This is a genomic window from Synechococcus sp. BL107, assembly GCF_000153805.1.
Lineage (GTDB): Bacteria > Cyanobacteriota > Cyanobacteriia > PCC-6307 > Cyanobiaceae > Parasynechococcus.
The window spans coordinates 1,750,336-1,763,672 of sequence record NZ_DS022298.1 but is presented as its reverse complement, the minus strand read 5'-3'; the positions used below and the strand labels follow the sequence as shown (position 1 = coordinate 1,763,672).

The 13,337-nt window shown below is 54.1% G+C and carries 23 protein-coding genes and 1 tRNA gene; 10 read left to right on the top strand and 14 right to left on the bottom strand.

The window, feature by feature from the left end:
• Positions 1-5 precede the first annotated feature (5 nt).
• Positions 6-91 (bottom strand) — tRNA-Leu (locus BL107_RS09235).
• A gap of 41 nt (positions 92-132) precedes the next feature.
• On the opposite strand from BL107_RS09235, the gene BL107_RS09230 reads away from it, so the two are divergent.
• Genes BL107_RS09230 through trpA form a run of 3 tightly spaced genes read left to right on the top strand, consistent with a single transcriptional unit; the run spans position 133 to position 1,574 of the window.
• Positions 133-384 (top strand): NAD(P)H-quinone oxidoreductase subunit L, encoded by a 252-nt coding sequence (locus BL107_RS09230; RefSeq protein ID WP_037988433.1) that lies wholly within the window; start codon positions 133-135, stop codon positions 382-384.
• A gap of 1 nt (position 385) precedes the next feature.
• Positions 386-730: a DUF3007 family protein gene (locus tag BL107_RS09225; RefSeq protein ID WP_009790070.1), complete on the top strand. Its 345-nt coding sequence runs from the start codon at positions 386-388 to the stop codon at positions 728-730.
• A gap of 34 nt (positions 731-764) precedes the next feature.
• The gene (gene trpA / locus BL107_RS09220) at positions 765-1,574 is read left to right on the top strand and encodes a tryptophan synthase subunit alpha (RefSeq protein WP_037988431.1); all 810 of its coding nucleotides are present in this window, start codon (positions 765-767) and stop codon (positions 1,572-1,574) included.
• A 27-nt stretch (positions 1,575-1,601) separates the two neighbouring features.
• On the opposite strand, the gene BL107_RS09215 is transcribed toward trpA, so the two are convergent.
• Positions 1,602-1,973, bottom strand: coding sequence for an AbrB family transcriptional regulator (locus tag BL107_RS09215; protein ID WP_009790068.1), 372 nt, complete (start codon positions 1,971-1,973; stop codon positions 1,602-1,604).
• Between the two features lie 92 nt (positions 1,974-2,065).
• Between BL107_RS09215 and BL107_RS12355 the strand changes: the two genes are divergently transcribed.
• Positions 2,066-2,335, top strand: coding sequence for a YciI family protein (locus BL107_RS12355; RefSeq protein WP_071984244.1), 270 nt, complete (start codon positions 2,066-2,068; stop codon positions 2,333-2,335).
• On the opposite strand, the gene BL107_RS09210 is transcribed toward BL107_RS12355, so the two are convergent.
• Positions 2,311-2,649: a c-type cytochrome gene (locus BL107_RS09210; protein ID WP_009790065.1), complete on the bottom strand. Its 339-nt coding sequence runs from the start codon at positions 2,647-2,649 to the stop codon at positions 2,311-2,313. The genes BL107_RS12355 and BL107_RS09210 overlap by 25 nt on opposite strands.
• A gap of 82 nt (positions 2,650-2,731) precedes the next feature.
• Here BL107_RS09210 and BL107_RS12350 point away from each other — a divergent pair, with 82 nt between their 5' ends.
• Complete coding sequence (locus BL107_RS12350; RefSeq protein ID WP_009790064.1) at positions 2,732-3,250, top strand: Nif11 domain/cupin domain-containing protein; 519 nt, start codon at positions 2,732-2,734, stop codon at positions 3,248-3,250.
• Here BL107_RS12350 and BL107_RS09200 read toward each other — a convergent pair.
• Genes BL107_RS09200 through BL107_RS09180 form a run of 5 tightly spaced genes read right to left on the bottom strand, consistent with a single transcriptional unit; the run spans position 3,165 to position 5,639 of the window.
• Complete coding sequence (locus BL107_RS09200; protein ID WP_050749846.1) at positions 3,165-3,677, bottom strand: phosphate-starvation-inducible PsiE family protein; 513 nt, start codon at positions 3,675-3,677, stop codon at positions 3,165-3,167. The genes BL107_RS12350 and BL107_RS09200 overlap by 86 nt on opposite strands.
• A complete protein-coding gene (locus tag BL107_RS09195) occupies positions 3,674-3,922 on the bottom strand; it encodes a hypothetical protein (RefSeq protein ID WP_009790062.1) in 249 nt (82 codons plus the stop codon). Before BL107_RS09195 ends, BL107_RS09200 begins: the two co-directional genes overlap by 4 nt.
• 40 nt (positions 3,923-3,962) lie before the next feature.
• Positions 3,963-4,283 (bottom strand): hypothetical protein, encoded by a 321-nt coding sequence (locus tag BL107_RS09190; protein WP_009790061.1) that lies wholly within the window; start codon positions 4,281-4,283, stop codon positions 3,963-3,965.
• Between the two features lie 15 nt (positions 4,284-4,298).
• On the bottom strand, positions 4,299-4,694 hold the full coding sequence (locus BL107_RS09185) for a YkvA family protein (protein WP_083772475.1): 396 nt from the start codon (positions 4,692-4,694) through the stop codon (positions 4,299-4,301).
• 18 nt (positions 4,695-4,712) lie between these two features.
• Positions 4,713-5,639, bottom strand: coding sequence for a sigma-70 family RNA polymerase sigma factor (locus BL107_RS09180; protein ID WP_037988945.1), 927 nt, complete (start codon positions 5,637-5,639; stop codon positions 4,713-4,715).
• Positions 5,640-5,819: 180 nt separating this feature from the next.
• Here BL107_RS09180 and BL107_RS09175 point away from each other — a divergent pair, with 180 nt between their 5' ends.
• The 3 genes from BL107_RS09175 to BL107_RS09165 all read left to right on the top strand — a co-directional run bounded on the left by BL107_RS09175 (position 5,820) and on the right by BL107_RS09165 (position 7,710).
• Positions 5,820-6,311: a DUF2214 family protein gene (locus BL107_RS09175; RefSeq protein ID WP_009790057.1), complete on the top strand. Its 492-nt coding sequence runs from the start codon at positions 5,820-5,822 to the stop codon at positions 6,309-6,311.
• A complete protein-coding gene (locus BL107_RS09170) occupies positions 6,311-6,952 on the top strand; it encodes a matrixin family metalloprotease (RefSeq protein ID WP_009790056.1) in 642 nt (213 codons plus the stop codon). Before BL107_RS09175 ends, BL107_RS09170 begins: the two co-directional genes overlap by 1 nt.
• A 95-nt stretch (positions 6,953-7,047) precedes the next feature.
• Complete coding sequence (locus BL107_RS09165; RefSeq protein WP_037988426.1) at positions 7,048-7,710, top strand: L,D-transpeptidase; 663 nt, start codon at positions 7,048-7,050, stop codon at positions 7,708-7,710.
• Here BL107_RS09165 and hisIE read toward each other — a convergent pair.
• Positions 7,707-8,375 carry a bifunctional phosphoribosyl-AMP cyclohydrolase/phosphoribosyl-ATP diphosphatase HisIE gene (hisIE, locus tag BL107_RS09160; RefSeq protein ID WP_009790054.1) on the bottom strand — a complete coding sequence of 223 codons (669 nt, stop codon included), beginning with the start codon at positions 8,373-8,375 and terminating at the stop codon, positions 7,707-7,709. The genes BL107_RS09165 and hisIE overlap by 4 nt on opposite strands.
• Positions 8,376-8,447: 72 nt before the next feature.
• Here hisIE and BL107_RS09155 point away from each other — a divergent pair, with 72 nt between their 5' ends.
• On the top strand, positions 8,448-8,912 hold the full coding sequence (locus BL107_RS09155; RefSeq protein ID WP_037988424.1) for a 6-carboxytetrahydropterin synthase: 465 nt from the start codon (positions 8,448-8,450) through the stop codon (positions 8,910-8,912).
• A gap of 28 nt (positions 8,913-8,940) precedes the next feature.
• Here BL107_RS09155 and clpB read toward each other — a convergent pair whose 3' ends face one another.
• Complete coding sequence (gene clpB / locus BL107_RS09150) at positions 8,941-11,529, bottom strand: ATP-dependent chaperone ClpB (RefSeq protein WP_009790052.1); 2,589 nt, start codon at positions 11,527-11,529, stop codon at positions 8,941-8,943.
• Between the two features lie 132 nt (positions 11,530-11,661).
• Here clpB and BL107_RS09145 point away from each other — a divergent pair, with 132 nt between their 5' ends.
• Positions 11,662-11,871, top strand: a complete 210-nt coding sequence (locus BL107_RS09145; RefSeq protein ID WP_009790051.1) for a hypothetical protein — start codon at positions 11,662-11,664, stop codon at positions 11,869-11,871.
• On the opposite strand, the gene BL107_RS09140 is transcribed toward BL107_RS09145, so the two are convergent.
• From BL107_RS09140 to petE, 4 genes are all read right to left on the bottom strand, one after another.
• Positions 11,872-12,267: a hypothetical protein gene (locus tag BL107_RS09140; RefSeq protein WP_009790050.1), complete on the bottom strand. Its 396-nt coding sequence runs from the start codon at positions 12,265-12,267 to the stop codon at positions 11,872-11,874. It lies immediately after the preceding gene.
• Positions 12,267-12,494, bottom strand: coding sequence for a Nif11-like leader peptide family natural product precursor (locus tag BL107_RS09135; RefSeq protein WP_009790049.1), 228 nt, complete (start codon positions 12,492-12,494; stop codon positions 12,267-12,269). The genes BL107_RS09140 and BL107_RS09135 overlap by 1 nt, the downstream gene beginning before the upstream one ends.
• Before the next feature lie 4 nt (positions 12,495-12,498).
• The gene (locus BL107_RS09130) at positions 12,499-12,852 is read right to left on the bottom strand and encodes a c-type cytochrome (RefSeq protein ID WP_009790048.1); all 354 of its coding nucleotides are present in this window, start codon (positions 12,850-12,852) and stop codon (positions 12,499-12,501) included.
• A 125-nt stretch (positions 12,853-12,977) separates the two neighbouring features.
• A complete protein-coding gene (gene petE, locus BL107_RS09125) occupies positions 12,978-13,337 on the bottom strand; it encodes a plastocyanin (RefSeq protein WP_009790047.1) in 360 nt (119 codons plus the stop codon).

The following is a 13,337-nucleotide window of genomic DNA, read 5'->3' as shown; positions in this document are numbered from 1 at the left end:
TGGGATGGGGGCAGGGGGACTTGAACCCCCACAGCACTTGCGTGCCGACAGATTTTAAGTCTGGTGCGTCTACCGATTCCGCCATGCCCCCCTCGCCAGACATCCTAGATTTAGGACACCTGTCCTTGCATCTTGGACTTTCAGGCCCTCCTAAGCCAACTCCCCCAGGAAACGTTGTTCGTGCTGCTGGCCTACGGGGCTGTACTTGGCACGTACTTGATCGCCGTTCCTCTCGCGCTTTACGCCTGGATCAATCTGCGCTGGTACCGCATGAGCAAGCTTGAACGCTTAGGGGTTTACGGACTCGTGTTCCTGTTCTTCCCGGGAATGATCGTGTTTGCTCCTTTCATCAACCTCCGTCTGAGCGGCCAGGGAGAGGTTTGAGTTGACGCGAGGAAAAGTTCTGCTGATTGGCCTGGCTGTTTTGCTGATTGGTGGCATCGGCCAGGTGGGTTTTCAAGCTGCTGGTTTCGAAGGCTTCTCCGCCGGCATCGCCGCTCAGACCCTGCTGGTGCTGATCGTGGTGATTTGGACTGGGTCCTACCTCTTCCGGGTTGTCACCGGCAAGATGACCTACATGGAGCAGCGTCGCCGCTATCGCGGGGTTTATGACGAGATTGCTGCTGACGACATCCAAGCGCGCTTTGATGCCCTCCCAGAGGAGGAACAGCAGGCTTTGCTTCGTCGTATTGGTGTTGAAGGAGACGACCCCACCTCTGCCGACCCATAGGCTTGGCAGGTGTTGTGCAGGTTGAGCCTTCCAGATGTTGAGTCAGCAGTCATCGTCCATAGCGCTGCGTTTTGAACAACTGAAGCGAGAAGGTCGAATGGCCCTGATGCCATTTCTGATGGCAGGCGATCCTGACTTATCTGTCACGGCCGAGGTGTTGCTGAGCCTCCAGGCCGCAGGCGCCGACATGGTGGAGCTTGGAATGCCATACAGCGATCCGCTGGCGGACGGACCTGTGATCCAAGCTGCTGCAGCACGAGCTTTAGCTGCTGGCACGACACCAAACAAAGTTTTGGAGATGTTGGCGTCCCTCCGAGGCCAGTTGTCGATCCCCGTGATTTTGTTCACCTATTCCAATCCCCTTCTCAACGTGGGGATGGAACGTTTTTGCGAACTGGCAGCAGCAGCTGGCGCATCGGGGTTAGTGGTTCCAGATCTTCCTTTGGAGGAAGCTGAGCGGTTGTCTCCGATTGCGGAGCGGGTGGGGCTGGATCTTGTTCTTTTGGTGGCACCGACGACCCCAAGTGAGCGGATGGGACGGATCGCTCAAAGCAGTCGAGGATTCACCTATTTAGTAAGTGTGACTGGCGTTACTGGGGAACGCAGCACGATGGAGAATCGTGTCGAGGGGTTGGTTCAAGCTCTGAAGCAAGCATCCCCCGTACCCGTTGCCGTTGGATTTGGGATATCTGGTGTCGATCAGGTGCGACAGGTGCGCAGCTGGGGTGCAGATGGAGCGATTGTTGGAAGCGCTTTGGTGAAAAGAATGGCGTCCGCTTCATCGGGTTCTGTGGCGGCGGAAGCAGGATTGTTCTGCTCTGAACTCCGCAAGGCTGCGGATTAAAAACGATTCAACACCATTTGATGGGGATCAATCGTCATCATCTTCACTCCCTCCAACGGGAACCAAACGAATTTGTTGGCGTCCAAGCTTGATCTCGAATTCGTCCCCAACTTGGAGGTCGAGTAGGGCCGAATAGGCTTTGCCAATTAATAAGTTGCCATTGCCTTGAACCGTGGCGATATAGCTCAATTTGCGACCTGGCTTACTATCCCCAGCAAAGCCAATCGTGCCAAGACTGACACCTTTCGCTTCTAGAAGAGCTTCATAGAACGAGGTGAAATTCAGCCTTTCTTCGCCATTTTTTTTGGTGGTTACATAGCCACAGGACCGCACAAGATCAGACTTGCTGATGTCACCCAATTCTTTGAGTTTGTTAAGCAGGTCACTCCCGGTAAGCATGGGTTGTGAATGGATCAATATATCCAAGATAGCGATGACATTGCTCCATATGCCATTCTTATTCCAGAAGATTTTGAGATCATCGATTTATTATGGCGCGTTTTGTTCTTTGGGGCACATATTGTGCCGATGCACTTGAAAAGCGCACTCCATATCGTGAAGAGCATTTATCACGGTTGAAATCCCTTAAGCAGGATGGAATCCTGGTCACGTTGGGGCCAACAGAAGGGAGTACCCATGTGTTCGGGATTTTTGAAGCCGAAACTCTCAGCGTTGTGCAGCAGCTTGTTGCTGAAGATGTGTATTGGAGAGAAGGGATCTGGACGGCTATAAACGTTTATCCCTGGATCCAAGCATTTTGAGCCTGATCCCAAATCCATTCAGCAACAAGTTGATCACCACCAGGACCAAGAACATCGCCGTAGCCGCTCATCTGCCCGACGCCTTCCCTAGCAATTTGAGCAATTGCGTCTACAGATGCAATTCCTTGACGCTCTAATGCCTTCAGCTTGAGTGTTTTGCCCCGACGAATGATGTTGCCACCATTGATATGGCAAGCAGCACAATGCTGCTGAAACAGTGCTGCTCCCTCGTTGGATGCTGCAGCCTCTCCGATCCCTGGCGCCATCAGCAGCATCAAGAGAGCGGTCAACACTCCTTGGATCAATCGATTCACGCCGTTTTACTCCGCTGAAAAACTGTTTGCTGTGGTGCTTGGTCGGTTGTCAGGATGAGACCAACAAACGATGGAATCAGGGATGGCTGAGCATGATCTGATCCGTTTTCTGGACAAGGTTGGGCAGTTGCAGGCGCTGGTGAAGAGCCTTGAACACGATCAAAAACGACGTGATCAGTTGGCATCCTGCTCCTCCCACAACCAAGTTGTAGCAATAGCCCAAGCCTGGGGTTTTGATATTGGTCGGCGTTGGGGAGAAGCGGTTTCTGGGACTGACCACGCCGACAATTTATTTCAAACACGATGCCCACCTCTTGGGGAAGAAGTCTCATGCGAGTTGGCTGCAGGTCAGGGATGGCAACTCAAATTGATCTGTTCCAACGCCTTCAGTTCTCCCGAGCAGTCGTGGATGGATCAGTCAGAGATGGAATGGGTTTTGGTATTGCGGGGTAGTGCTCAGCTGCGTTTTCAGGGAGATGGGGGAGTGATGGACCTCAGTCCAGGCGACCATCTCTTCATTCCGCCCCATCGTCTTCATCGGGTTGAACGAAGCGATCCGGATCCTGGGACGCTCTGGCTGGCGTTGTATTGGCACGCTTAACCAGCCAATACGCGGCCGCCAATGCCGCAACAGCGATGCCCAAGCCGACCAGTAACTGCGGTTTGTCCTCTGCCCCAGAGGGCAGCACGATCACTTTCCGAGCGACTGCGGTGAGAGCAGTGACGAGAACGAGCTCAATTTGAACGACGTGACGTCGTAGGTAGCTCGTGATGTTTTGAAGCACCTCAAGTGCGATGAGGACGGTGAGCAAGTCCCCGAGCACCTTGATCAAGTCGTCACCGAGCCATGTGGCCTCTGAACCCGTGAGCAACTTGGAGCCAAGCGACAACACCAGTTTCAGCAGTGCTGAAATAATCACGACCCCGGTGATCAGGGCGAGAATCCTGGCCACGAGTCGTTCGCCGGTGTCAACCCAGCTCAAAAAAGACTGTCGTCCACCGCGAGAGGGCTTTTGAAAAGAGCTCAATCGTTGAAGGGGTTGTAGTAGGGACGAGCCGTCGTGCTGCTGGCTGGATTGGTGATTTTCGTGTCACAGCTGATGGATCCATCGCTGCCCTCAACGCAATTGGTCGGAACAACGGTGCTTCCTTTCCCTGCATTCACCCCTGGCCCCTTTAACCAGCCTTCCGTTTGAGCAAGAGCCGAACTGGTTCCAGCAAAGAGAGAGGCCAATAGGAGCAAGCCCGCGCTGGCAACGTTGATCTGATTCATTGCATCAATGTCGAGGTCTCCAGTGTGCCATTGATGGTGCTTACTCGGAACAATCTTGGCGAATTTCCTGCAAAAGCAGATCTAATTGGCCAAAAGGATCCGCTGCAGTTTTGGCTGTATTTGCATCGAACGGACGTTCTTCTCCGTGCCATTCGCTCTCTACTTGGCACAGCCGAGATGCCAGCCCTTGGAGCCCGTGGGCTTTGTAGTCCTGCTCCAGCACCTCCAAAATTGAAGGCATGCGTGTCGAGGCCGCACGAAGGCTTCGACGCAGGTCGGCCTGGGTTCGACCCTGGCTTTTCAACCAATCCTTCAGCAGCTGCGTGAGGTCGTTTTCGAAATCGGGAGACCATCCAGGCATCGATTGGCAGGCTGTTTAGAGCGAGGGAGGGAACCAGCGGTTGAGTCTGCGTTGAGCGCGACTGCGAATCTCTGGGGTTACATGATGACTCCAGAGGCCAAGCAAGGCCGTAAGAGCCGCCAAATCATCACTGAGTCCCGCTACGGGCAGAAAATCTGGGATCAGATCAGCTGGCAACACGAAATAGGTCAATGCCGCAAGCATGGTGAGCCGCACTTGGGCGGGGGTTTGATAGTCCAGCAGGAGTTCGATCCCTTCAACGACGGGCATCGCTAGTTGTCGACCACCGCGGCGTAGAAGGTTTCTGAACACCCCTTCATCAATGAGTTCACGCTCGAGCACCTCGGCTTCAATCACCTGCTCATCGAAGGGTTCACTGGCGCTTGTGGAAACAAACGGCATTTGAAGCATGAGCTCCACAGCGTTTTATCAAAGTGTGGATTCGACCAATCCGCTCTGAATCCCTGTCTTGCGCAGTTTTCGAAGTGCCCTTTGCACGACCTGACGGCAGTATTCACGCGAGCAGTTCATGTGGCGAGCGACCTCTGCCAACGTCCGCCATTCATTGGTGCCATCGAGTCCAAAGCGGAGGGTCACCACTTTGTGCTCCTTTGGTGTGAGGTTGGCTTTGCTGAGGAGGGCCCAAACGGAGGCTGAACGCTCGGCGATTTCGGCCCGTTCCATGGGGGGGATCTCTTCGCTGGGCAAGATGTCCACGAGTTCTGAAGGGTCCGACTTTGACTTCACAATTCCTTGAAGACTGACGGTGACACTGCGCAATTCGCAGGCCAAGAGGTCTTCCACTTCGGTTAGGGGGAGATTCATAAATTCAGCCAACTGTTCCGCCGTCGCAGTGAGCCCATTGCGTTGCATGACCCGTGCTTTTGCTGCCCTGAGCTTCGTCAATTTTTCGTTCACATTGACGGGGATTCGAATTGTTCGGCTTTGCGTTGATAGGGCGCGATTCAGCCCTTGGCGTATCCACCAATAGGCGTAAGTCGAAAAACGATGACCTCGGGTGGGGTCATACTTTTCCACGGCTCGTGTGAGCCCAAGTGTGCCTTCCTGAATGAGATCTAAAAGGTCAAGACCCTTGCCCTGGTAACGCTTTGCCAAATTCACTACCAAGCGAAGATTGGCAGTAATCATTTGATTTTTTGCTCGTTCTCCACGACGAATGACAAATCTTTGATTGTCGTTGTATTCGCAGGATGGTCCTGTTCCACCTGCAATAAGACAAGGCTCTGTTATTGCAACCATCGCTTGTACTTTTCTCCCTAACATCAGTTCTTGCTCGGGAGTTAGCAGCTGATGCCGACCAATTTCTCCGAGGAAGGCACTGAGGGAGCTCGACATCATGACTTCATCGCTTTAATGAAGCTAGAACCAAAGTGTATTGATTTAACGGGCGTAATAAAGAGTACCGAATTAATGTTTTGCGTAATATTCAATAGTTTCTTCCTATTGATGAAGCCAATCTTTTGATCAAGAAGTTTTGCGGGCGGCTATGGTCGCGCTTCCTTTTGTTTTCGTGTGATGCACCTGGCGGTCGCCCTCACCACCGACGTCGCCAAGAGCGCCGGCGTTGCGTACGTTCACTATCTCAGCTTCATGTTGTGCTTTGCCGCGCTGGTGGTGGAGCGTCGCTTGATCAAAGCCAATCCAGATCGTCGCGAAGCTACAGCGATGGTGATTACCGACATTGTTTATGGCATTGCTGCACTGGCCCTGCTGGTGAGCGGAATTCTCCGGGTCATTCACTTCGGCCAAGGAACTGAGTTTTATACCCAAAACCCCTTGTTCTGGTGGAAGGTTGGCTTGTATCTCTCCGTCGGAGGGTTGTCTCTCTACCCAACGGTGACTTACATCCTTTGGGCAATCCCTCTAAGGAAAGGAGAGCTTCCCAAGGTGAGTGAAGCGTTGGCCACTCGCCTCAGTTGGATCATCAATATTGAATTGGTTGGTTTTGCCAGCATTCCATTCCTGGCAACATTGATGGCCCGTGGAGTGGGCTTGCCTGCGGGGTGATGCCGCTTGACCCATGCCCGCCCGTTGAGGCGATGCAGATGTCACAGGTGAGCTTGGACGGCTCCTCTGTGACATCGGCTCCCGGTTACGGCTCTGTCTTGGCCATAACGCCATTGGGTCCACCAGTGCTTCAGCACTGGTGTGTGTGGCTTGAGCCCGCTGATCAGCAACCTCCCGATCGGTGGGACCAGCGTTGGACCCTGGCCCTTGAATCGGCCCTCTCTGTTTGGGAGGAGGTGTTGCCAATCACTCGGGTGATGTCTCCGGCCCGAGCCCATATTCAAATCTTCCAACAACGCCCTCCGCGCAGGCGCATAGGCTCTCAATGGCGAGCCAGCAATGGCAGGAGTCGTCTTCAGGTCGTAGAGGTTCAGCGTCGGGGGCAGTGGCGACTCGAACCACATGTGGATGTGTTGGTGTCTCCAGAGTTGAGAGCCTCAGTAATAAAAGCCACCGCTGTTCATGAACTCGGCCATGCTTTTGGCGTCTGGGGCCATAGCCCTCAATCTGATGATGTGATGGCGGTTCACCAGAATCAAAAACCTGTGTTGAATCTCAGTCAGCGGGATAGGGTTACCTTGAATTGGTTGTATCAAATCACCACGGATTTTGGTCAATTAATTCAAACAAATCCGAAATAAATTTTGAAAAAATATGCGCTTGTGGTCAGCAAGATGTTGTGCATCTGCAGGACTTCTATGGAGTTGGCATCCTTAGTCGAGATGGTGTTGATCTAATGAGTGCTGGTCGTGGTCTGGCTGCGATGGTCTTGGTCGTGGGCTTGTCTAGCTGTGCCCTGCCTTCGGGAGACGATCAAAACGACAAGGCGTTGAATCAAACCGACGCAATTCGGATCGTTCTCAACACTGACCAACCTGATTTGAGCAAAGGCGTGCTCTACGACGCCAAGGCCCCACTCCATTTCAACGTTGGCTTTGGTCGCCATGGCATCGCATGTGCGGGGAGCACATTCCAGGAAGGCGTCACGCCATTGGGAACGTTCAAGGTGAATGCAATTCTCAGCACAACAACGTTTGAGATGGATCCATCGTTAGTGACGAAATCTGGAAAAAGTGAGGACGAGTTACGCCAAAATTTGTTCAGAGATATGAATGCTATTGATTTCAAAGGTGATGGTGAAACCGGTGAGTACGGCGGGGGCTACATCAGCCTGGCGCCCGTCGAGAACACCGACCAACCATTTCGCTTCAACACCTACAACGGCAAATTTCGCTGGTACAGCTTCGCTATCCATGGCACCAACGACGACAGTCGTGTGGGGAAGGCGGTGACCGGTGGTTGTATCAATGTGAATCAAACCGCACTGAGAACCCTTCTGAACACGGTGCAGCTTGGCGATGAGGTGGTGATCAGTTCGGATTATCCTTGCCTGAGTTAGTGGCGTCGCGGTGCACCACGGCGTGCAGCCAGTACCTTCTGCACGTCTCGCCAAGGCACACCGTGATGGGCCATGGCGACTTGGAGATGAAAAATAATGTCCGCGGCTTCGCCAGCAATCTCTTCTGCGTTGTCGTCTTTGCAGGCCATAACGAACTCGGCGCTTTCTTCGCCGACTTTTTTGAGAATGCTGTTGTCGCCGCCTTCAAGCAGTTTGTTGGTGTAGCTGCCTTCCTCGGGTTTGTTTTGGCGATCCTCAATCGTTCTGAACAATTCAGTGCAGGCATCGGCCGGTGGGGGCAGGGCATTCTCCCCACCGCTGCTGCGTTCATCCGTTTCCTCAAAGAAACAGCTGCGCGAGCCTGTGTGACAGGCAACATCACCGGTTTGGTCAATGCTGAGTAGCAACACATCGGCATCGCAGTCGTATCGAATTCCTCGCACCGTTTGGGTGTGTCCGCTCGTGGCACCCTTGTGCCAAAGCTCCTGGCGGGATCGGCTCCAATAGTGAACCTCACCAGTTTTAAGGGTGTGTTCAATCGCGTCTTGATTCATCCACGCCATCATCAGAACCGCTCCATCTAGCCAGTCCTGGGCAATCGCTGGGATTAACCCTGCTTCGTTAAAACGGAGTTGGTTGATGAATGCTGAACTGAGGGGCTGCATCAGATTTCAGACTTACAAGCCAAGCCCTCATCTTCCCGCAGCGCTCATCCCCTTGCCTCCCCCATCCGTGTTGTGACCATTCCCCCTACGTCCTTCAGCTGTAGCAAGTTGTTCGAGGGCTACTCCTGTTGCCATCGCCAGTGGTCCCACGAGGGACATTGCCGTTTTGTGCACGGCTACAGCCGTAGCTTCACCCTTTGGTTTGGAGCCCAAGGGCTTGATCGTTGCGGATTTGTGGTGGATTTTTCCAGTCTTCGACCGTTTGAACAGCGCTTGCGGGGGCAATTTGATCACACGTTTCTTGCCAATGCTGACGATCCGTTGCTCGCTGAATGGCGTCGTTTGGATGAGCTTGGTGCCCTCGATCTGCGGGTGATGGATAACGTTGGAATGGAGTCCACCGCCGCCTTGGTGTGGGCGTGGGCTAACGAACTGCTTCAGCAAAGGGATGGGGGACGAACCTGTTGCTGGGCCGTTGAAGCCCGTGAAAATCGTCGTAACGCTGCCACCTACACCAAGGTGCCCGACTGGTTCTGAGTGCTGATCGATCAAGGGTGTTGGCGTCTTAACGGAACGCCAACGCGTTGGAGGCAACATCCAAAGAGATCACATCTCCTTCGCTGTATCGACCTGCCAAGATTGCTTTGGCGATTGGTGTTTCAAGTTCGCGCTGGATCGCTCGCTTCAAGGGACGGGCGCCATAGACCGGGTCGTAACCGGCATTGGCGAGCCAGTCGGACGCCTCTGGACTGAGTTGCAGATTCAACTTGCGCGCTTCGAGCCTTTGTTGAAGCCGAGCGACTTGCAGGGTCACGATCTGCTTGAGCTCGTCCTTTCTGAGGCTGTGGAAGATGATCTGATCGTCGAGTCGATTGAGGAATTCCGGTCGGAAGTGCGCTCTTAACGCCTCATTCACCCTGGATTCCATGGCTTGGTGTTGATCCGGATCACCCGCTAGTTCAAGGATGGATTGGCTGCCGATGTTGCTGGTCAGGATCAGCACGGTATTGGTGAAATCCACGGTTCGCCCCTGGCCATCGGTGACGCGCCCGTCATCGAGGATCTGCAACATCACATTGAAGACATCAGGGTGAGCTTTTTCCACCTCGTCGAACAGGATTACGGCATAGGGCCGACGACGTACAGCTTCCGTCAGTTGTCCGCCGGCCTCGTAGCCCACATAGCCAGGGGGAGCGCCAATCAATCGACTCACCGTGTGCTTCTCCATGTATTCCGACATATCGATGCGCACCATGGCTTCGTCGCTATCGAATAACCGGTTGGCGAGGGCCTTGGAGAGTTCGGTCTTGCCGACGCCCGTGGGGCCGAGAAAAAGAAAGCTGGCAATTGGCCTGTTGGGATCGCTCAGCCCAGCCCTGGATCGCTGAATCGCATCGGCGACAGCTGTCACGGCTTGGTCTTGGCCGATCACCCGTCGATGCAGATCGGTTTCGAGTTGGAGCAGTTTCTCCATTTCACTTTGAACGAGTCGTGCCACGGGAATGCCGGTCCATTTGGCAATCACCTCGGCGATGTCGTCTTCGGTGACTTCTTCGCGCAGCAAGGTTTTGTCGGACCCGTCTTCGGCGGCGAGTTCGACTTCCTTCTCCTGAAGCTTGCTCTGCAGGGTGGCCAACGTTCCGTATTCCAGTTCAGCTGCTTTGTTGAGGTCGTAACTGCGTTTGGCTTGATCTACTTGGAGCTGCACGCGTTCCATGTCTTCTTTGAGGGAAGAGATCTCGTCAATCGCCCCTTTTTCCTGCTGCCACTGAGCATTCAGGTTGCTTTGTTGTTCACCCAGCTCCGCCAACTCCCGTTCAATGCGTTGTAGCCGTTCTTGGCTGGCACTGTCCGACTCGCGACCAAGCGAGAGTTTTTCCATTTCCAGCTGCAGAATTTTCCGATCGATCTCATCGATCTGCTCAGGTTTGGATGTGATTTCCATCTTCAGACGAGCGGCTGATTCGTCGACGAGATCGATGGCCTTGTCGGGAAGAAACCGATCGGCGATGTAGCGGCTGCTGAGCACCGCAGCAGCGACCAATGCGCTGTCGGCAATGCGCACCCCATGATGCACTTCGTATCGCTCCTTTAACCCTCGCAAAATGGAAATACTGTCTTCCACGGTCGGCTGATCCACCAGCACCTGCTGAAAGCGTCGTTCGAGGGCAGGATCCTTTTCGATGTGTTGGCGGTGTTCATCGAGGGTTGTGGCGCCGATGCAACGCAATTCACCTCTGGCCAGCATGGGCTTGAGCAAATTGCTCGCATCCATGGCACCTCCGGTGGCACCCGCACCAACCACGGTGTGGATTTCGTCGATAAACAGCACGATTTGACCTTCCGACGCCGTTACTTCTTTCAAGACGGCTTTCAGGCGTTCTTCGAATTCACCGCGATATTTGGCACCTGCAATTAGGGAGCCCATATCGAGGGCAATCAGCTGTCGGTTCTGGAGCGCTTGAGGTACGTCACCATTCACGATGCGTTGGGCCAATCCTTCAACGATCGCTGTTTTGCCGACGCCTGGCTCGCCGATTAAGACGGGGTTGTTTTTCGTCCGTCGACTGAGAATTTGAATGGTGCGACGAATCTCTTCGTCGCGACCGATGACTGGGTCAAGTTGACCTTCTTTGGCTGCAGCGGTGAGATCGCGTCCGTATTTTTCCAGGGATTCATAGGTTCCTTCTGGGTTTTGATCATTCACCGTTTGATTTCCGCGCACCGCTGTGATGGCCTCTCGTAATTGGTTGATCTTGATGCCGGCTTGGCTAAATAGCTGCCGACCGCAGCGATCATCGCTAGCCAAGGCCAGCATCAAATGCTCGATCGAGATATAGCCATCACCAAAGCTGTTGCGTTCATCTTCAGCCCGGTCCAATGCTGCATTGAATCCCCGCCCAAGAAACACCGATTCCGGCGGTGATCCCATGTTGGGCTGACGTTTCAGGTGAGATTCAACGGCGGCTTGAATGGTGGCTGGATCGATGCCAGATTTCTTCAGAATCCTTCCTGCGAGACCATTTTGCTGCAGCAATGCCAGCAAAAGGTGCTCGGTTTCTAATTGTTGGTGTCGGGATGTTTGTGCGATCTGTTGAGCAGACACAATCGCCGCCCAGGCCTTTTCGGTGAACTGTTCTGCGGTTGGTTGCATATCAGTGACTCTTGAAGCTCGTCCAACCGTATGGGGGGCGATGGGATCACGAGGTCGGCAAACCGAAGTGCCTTGTTGGGGGTCTACGCCGCCGGACGTGCAACCCGATCTTCTTTTTAGAGTTCACCGAACATGGAAGCTGTTATGCCGGAGAAGGAGATCATTGATTCTTTAGTGCGCAAGGGGTTAGAGCTCTCTGTGAGTGCAGGAGGGGAGCTCGAGCGCAGTTGCTGGATGGTGGTTCATGAGCATCACCACGGCGTTCGACCCTCTGAGTACGACATCCGCGAAATCGATGAGGAGCTCTATCTGGCGGTGCTGGAGGCTGCGCGGCAGAGCTAATTAACTGAAGCCCTGGGCTTTGGCTTGCGGTCTTACATCACGCAGCTGACCATCCAGGAGTGCGGTGCGTTCTGCTTCAGCGCCCACATGCGGTGCGATCGAGACCCCTGCAGTTTTCATGGCTGCAAATGCCGTCTGTTCTTCCTCCGTCCCGGTGGCACTCTGTAAGTACCGCTCCACTGCCTCGGTGGCTGTCTCGTCTGGGGCGAAATAAATGGTTCCTGGACCGCGCCGAATCGTCGTCAGACCCCGTTGACGTCTGCGTTGCTGCACCCCAGCCCAAAGCCTTCCTTGGCTTTGGGTCATGTAGTCGTTGAGGTTCCCAAGATCCGTGTCCTCCACCAGGGCCATGCTGGTGCCGTCCACAAAATCACTCAGCAGGGTGATAACGGCCATCAGGCACGGGGAGGTTGAAAAGAGGAGGAGATATGGCTCACCTCAAACCATTCGGTTATGGCGCTGTCGCGGCTGTCTTGGTTGAGATCTGCTTGGTTCACAAAAAAGCCAAGTTGGTTCGCAAGGGCGATGAGTTCTTCGTCGTTCCGACACGACGCAGCGGCATGTCGCACCCGTTGGCTGTGCTCGATGGCATGGAGAAAATCAGATACAGCTTCCCTGCTCATCGACTTACCACCCCATTTCGGCCTGCTGTTCGACGTAGGTGGCGACAGCAATAATCTCTGACTCGCTCAACTTGCCGGCGTAGGACGGCATCGCATTTTTGCCGTCTTCGATTTGATGCTCAATCGCTTCGAGAGGATCCTGTGGATACTCCTCCAAATGGGCATTGAGATCGCGAATATTGAGTGTGCGGCTCGCTCGGATCACGTTGCCACCTCCCATGTGGCAAGCAGCGCAGTTCTGGCTAAATATTTGCTCGCCCTGCTCAACGGCACTGTCGAAGGCCAGCACAGACTCCGGTGTAGTCATTGGACCGATCAAGGTCCATAACAACAGGAGCAAACCAGCGATGCGAGCCATCGAAGAGCGTTCGGTACCCAAGCCTATTCAGCTGCAAGGGCAAAAGAAAGATCCCCGAACCGTGAATGAAACAAACACGATTCGGGGATTTTGAAAGGCTGATCTCAAGCGATCGGATTAGCCGATCATTCAACAATCACTTTGCCAACCATGCCAGCACCACGGTGGGGCTCGCAGTAGTAGTCGTAGGTGCCTGCTTCAGAGAAGGTTTCTTCCCATGATTCGCCGGGGTTAAATGCCAGGTCGGAGTGGCTGAGCTCATCGTGGCCATCGAACACAGCGTTGTGAGGAGCAAGCTTGTTGTTCACAAACTTCACGGTGTCGCCAGCGCTGATCGTGACGGAGCTGGGCTCAAAAGCGAGCATTCCGGCATCGGTGCCGAGCTTCACTTCGACGGTGGCAGCCTGAGCAGAACCGACATTGAGGCCGATCAACATCAGGAGGGCGCAGCATGCAGCTGCGAAGGAGCGAATGACAGACCGCAT

Coding starts and splice junctions, on each gene's coding strand:
- trpA (WP_037988431.1), top strand. CDS start 765: ATGTTGAGTCAGCAGTCATCGTCCATAGCGCTGCGTTTTGAACAACTG.
- BL107_RS09215 (WP_009790068.1), bottom strand. CDS start 1,973: ATGCTTACCGGGAGTGACCTGCTTAACAAACTCAAAGAATTGGGTGAC.
- BL107_RS12355 (WP_071984244.1), top strand. CDS start 2,066: ATGGCGCGTTTTGTTCTTTGGGGCACATATTGTGCCGATGCACTTGAA.
- BL107_RS12350 (WP_009790064.1), top strand. CDS start 2,732: ATGGCTGAGCATGATCTGATCCGTTTTCTGGACAAGGTTGGGCAGTTG.
- BL107_RS09195 (WP_009790062.1), bottom strand. CDS start 3,922: ATGAATCAGATCAACGTTGCCAGCGCGGGCTTGCTCCTATTGGCCTCT.
- BL107_RS09190 (WP_009790061.1), bottom strand. CDS start 4,283: ATGCCTGGATGGTCTCCCGATTTCGAAAACGACCTCACGCAGCTGCTG.
- BL107_RS09185 (WP_083772475.1), bottom strand. CDS start 4,694: ATGCTTCAAATGCCGTTTGTTTCCACAAGCGCCAGTGAACCCTTCGAT.
- BL107_RS09180 (WP_037988945.1), bottom strand. CDS start 5,639: ATGTCGAGCTCCCTCAGTGCCTTCCTCGGAGAAATTGGTCGGCATCAG.
- BL107_RS09175 (WP_009790057.1), top strand. CDS start 5,820: ATGCACCTGGCGGTCGCCCTCACCACCGACGTCGCCAAGAGCGCCGGC.
- BL107_RS09170 (WP_009790056.1), top strand. CDS start 6,311: ATGCCGCTTGACCCATGCCCGCCCGTTGAGGCGATGCAGATGTCACAG.
- BL107_RS09165 (WP_037988426.1), top strand. CDS start 7,048: ATGAGTGCTGGTCGTGGTCTGGCTGCGATGGTCTTGGTCGTGGGCTTG.
- hisIE (WP_009790054.1), bottom strand. CDS start 8,375: ATGCAGCCCCTCAGTTCAGCATTCATCAACCAACTCCGTTTTAACGAA.
- clpB (WP_009790052.1), bottom strand. CDS start 11,529: ATGCAACCAACCGCAGAACAGTTCACCGAAAAGGCCTGGGCGGCGATT.
- BL107_RS09145 (WP_009790051.1), top strand. CDS start 11,662: ATGGAAGCTGTTATGCCGGAGAAGGAGATCATTGATTCTTTAGTGCGC.
- BL107_RS09140 (WP_009790050.1), bottom strand. CDS start 12,267: ATGGCCGTTATCACCCTGCTGAGTGATTTTGTGGACGGCACCAGCATG.
- BL107_RS09135 (WP_009790049.1), bottom strand. CDS start 12,494: ATGAGCAGGGAAGCTGTATCTGATTTTCTCCATGCCATCGAGCACAGC.
- BL107_RS09130 (WP_009790048.1), bottom strand. CDS start 12,852: ATGGCTCGCATCGCTGGTTTGCTCCTGTTGTTATGGACCTTGATCGGT.
- petE (WP_009790047.1), bottom strand. CDS start 13,337: ATGCGGTCTGTCATTCGCTCCTTCGCAGCTGCATGCTGCGCCCTCCTG.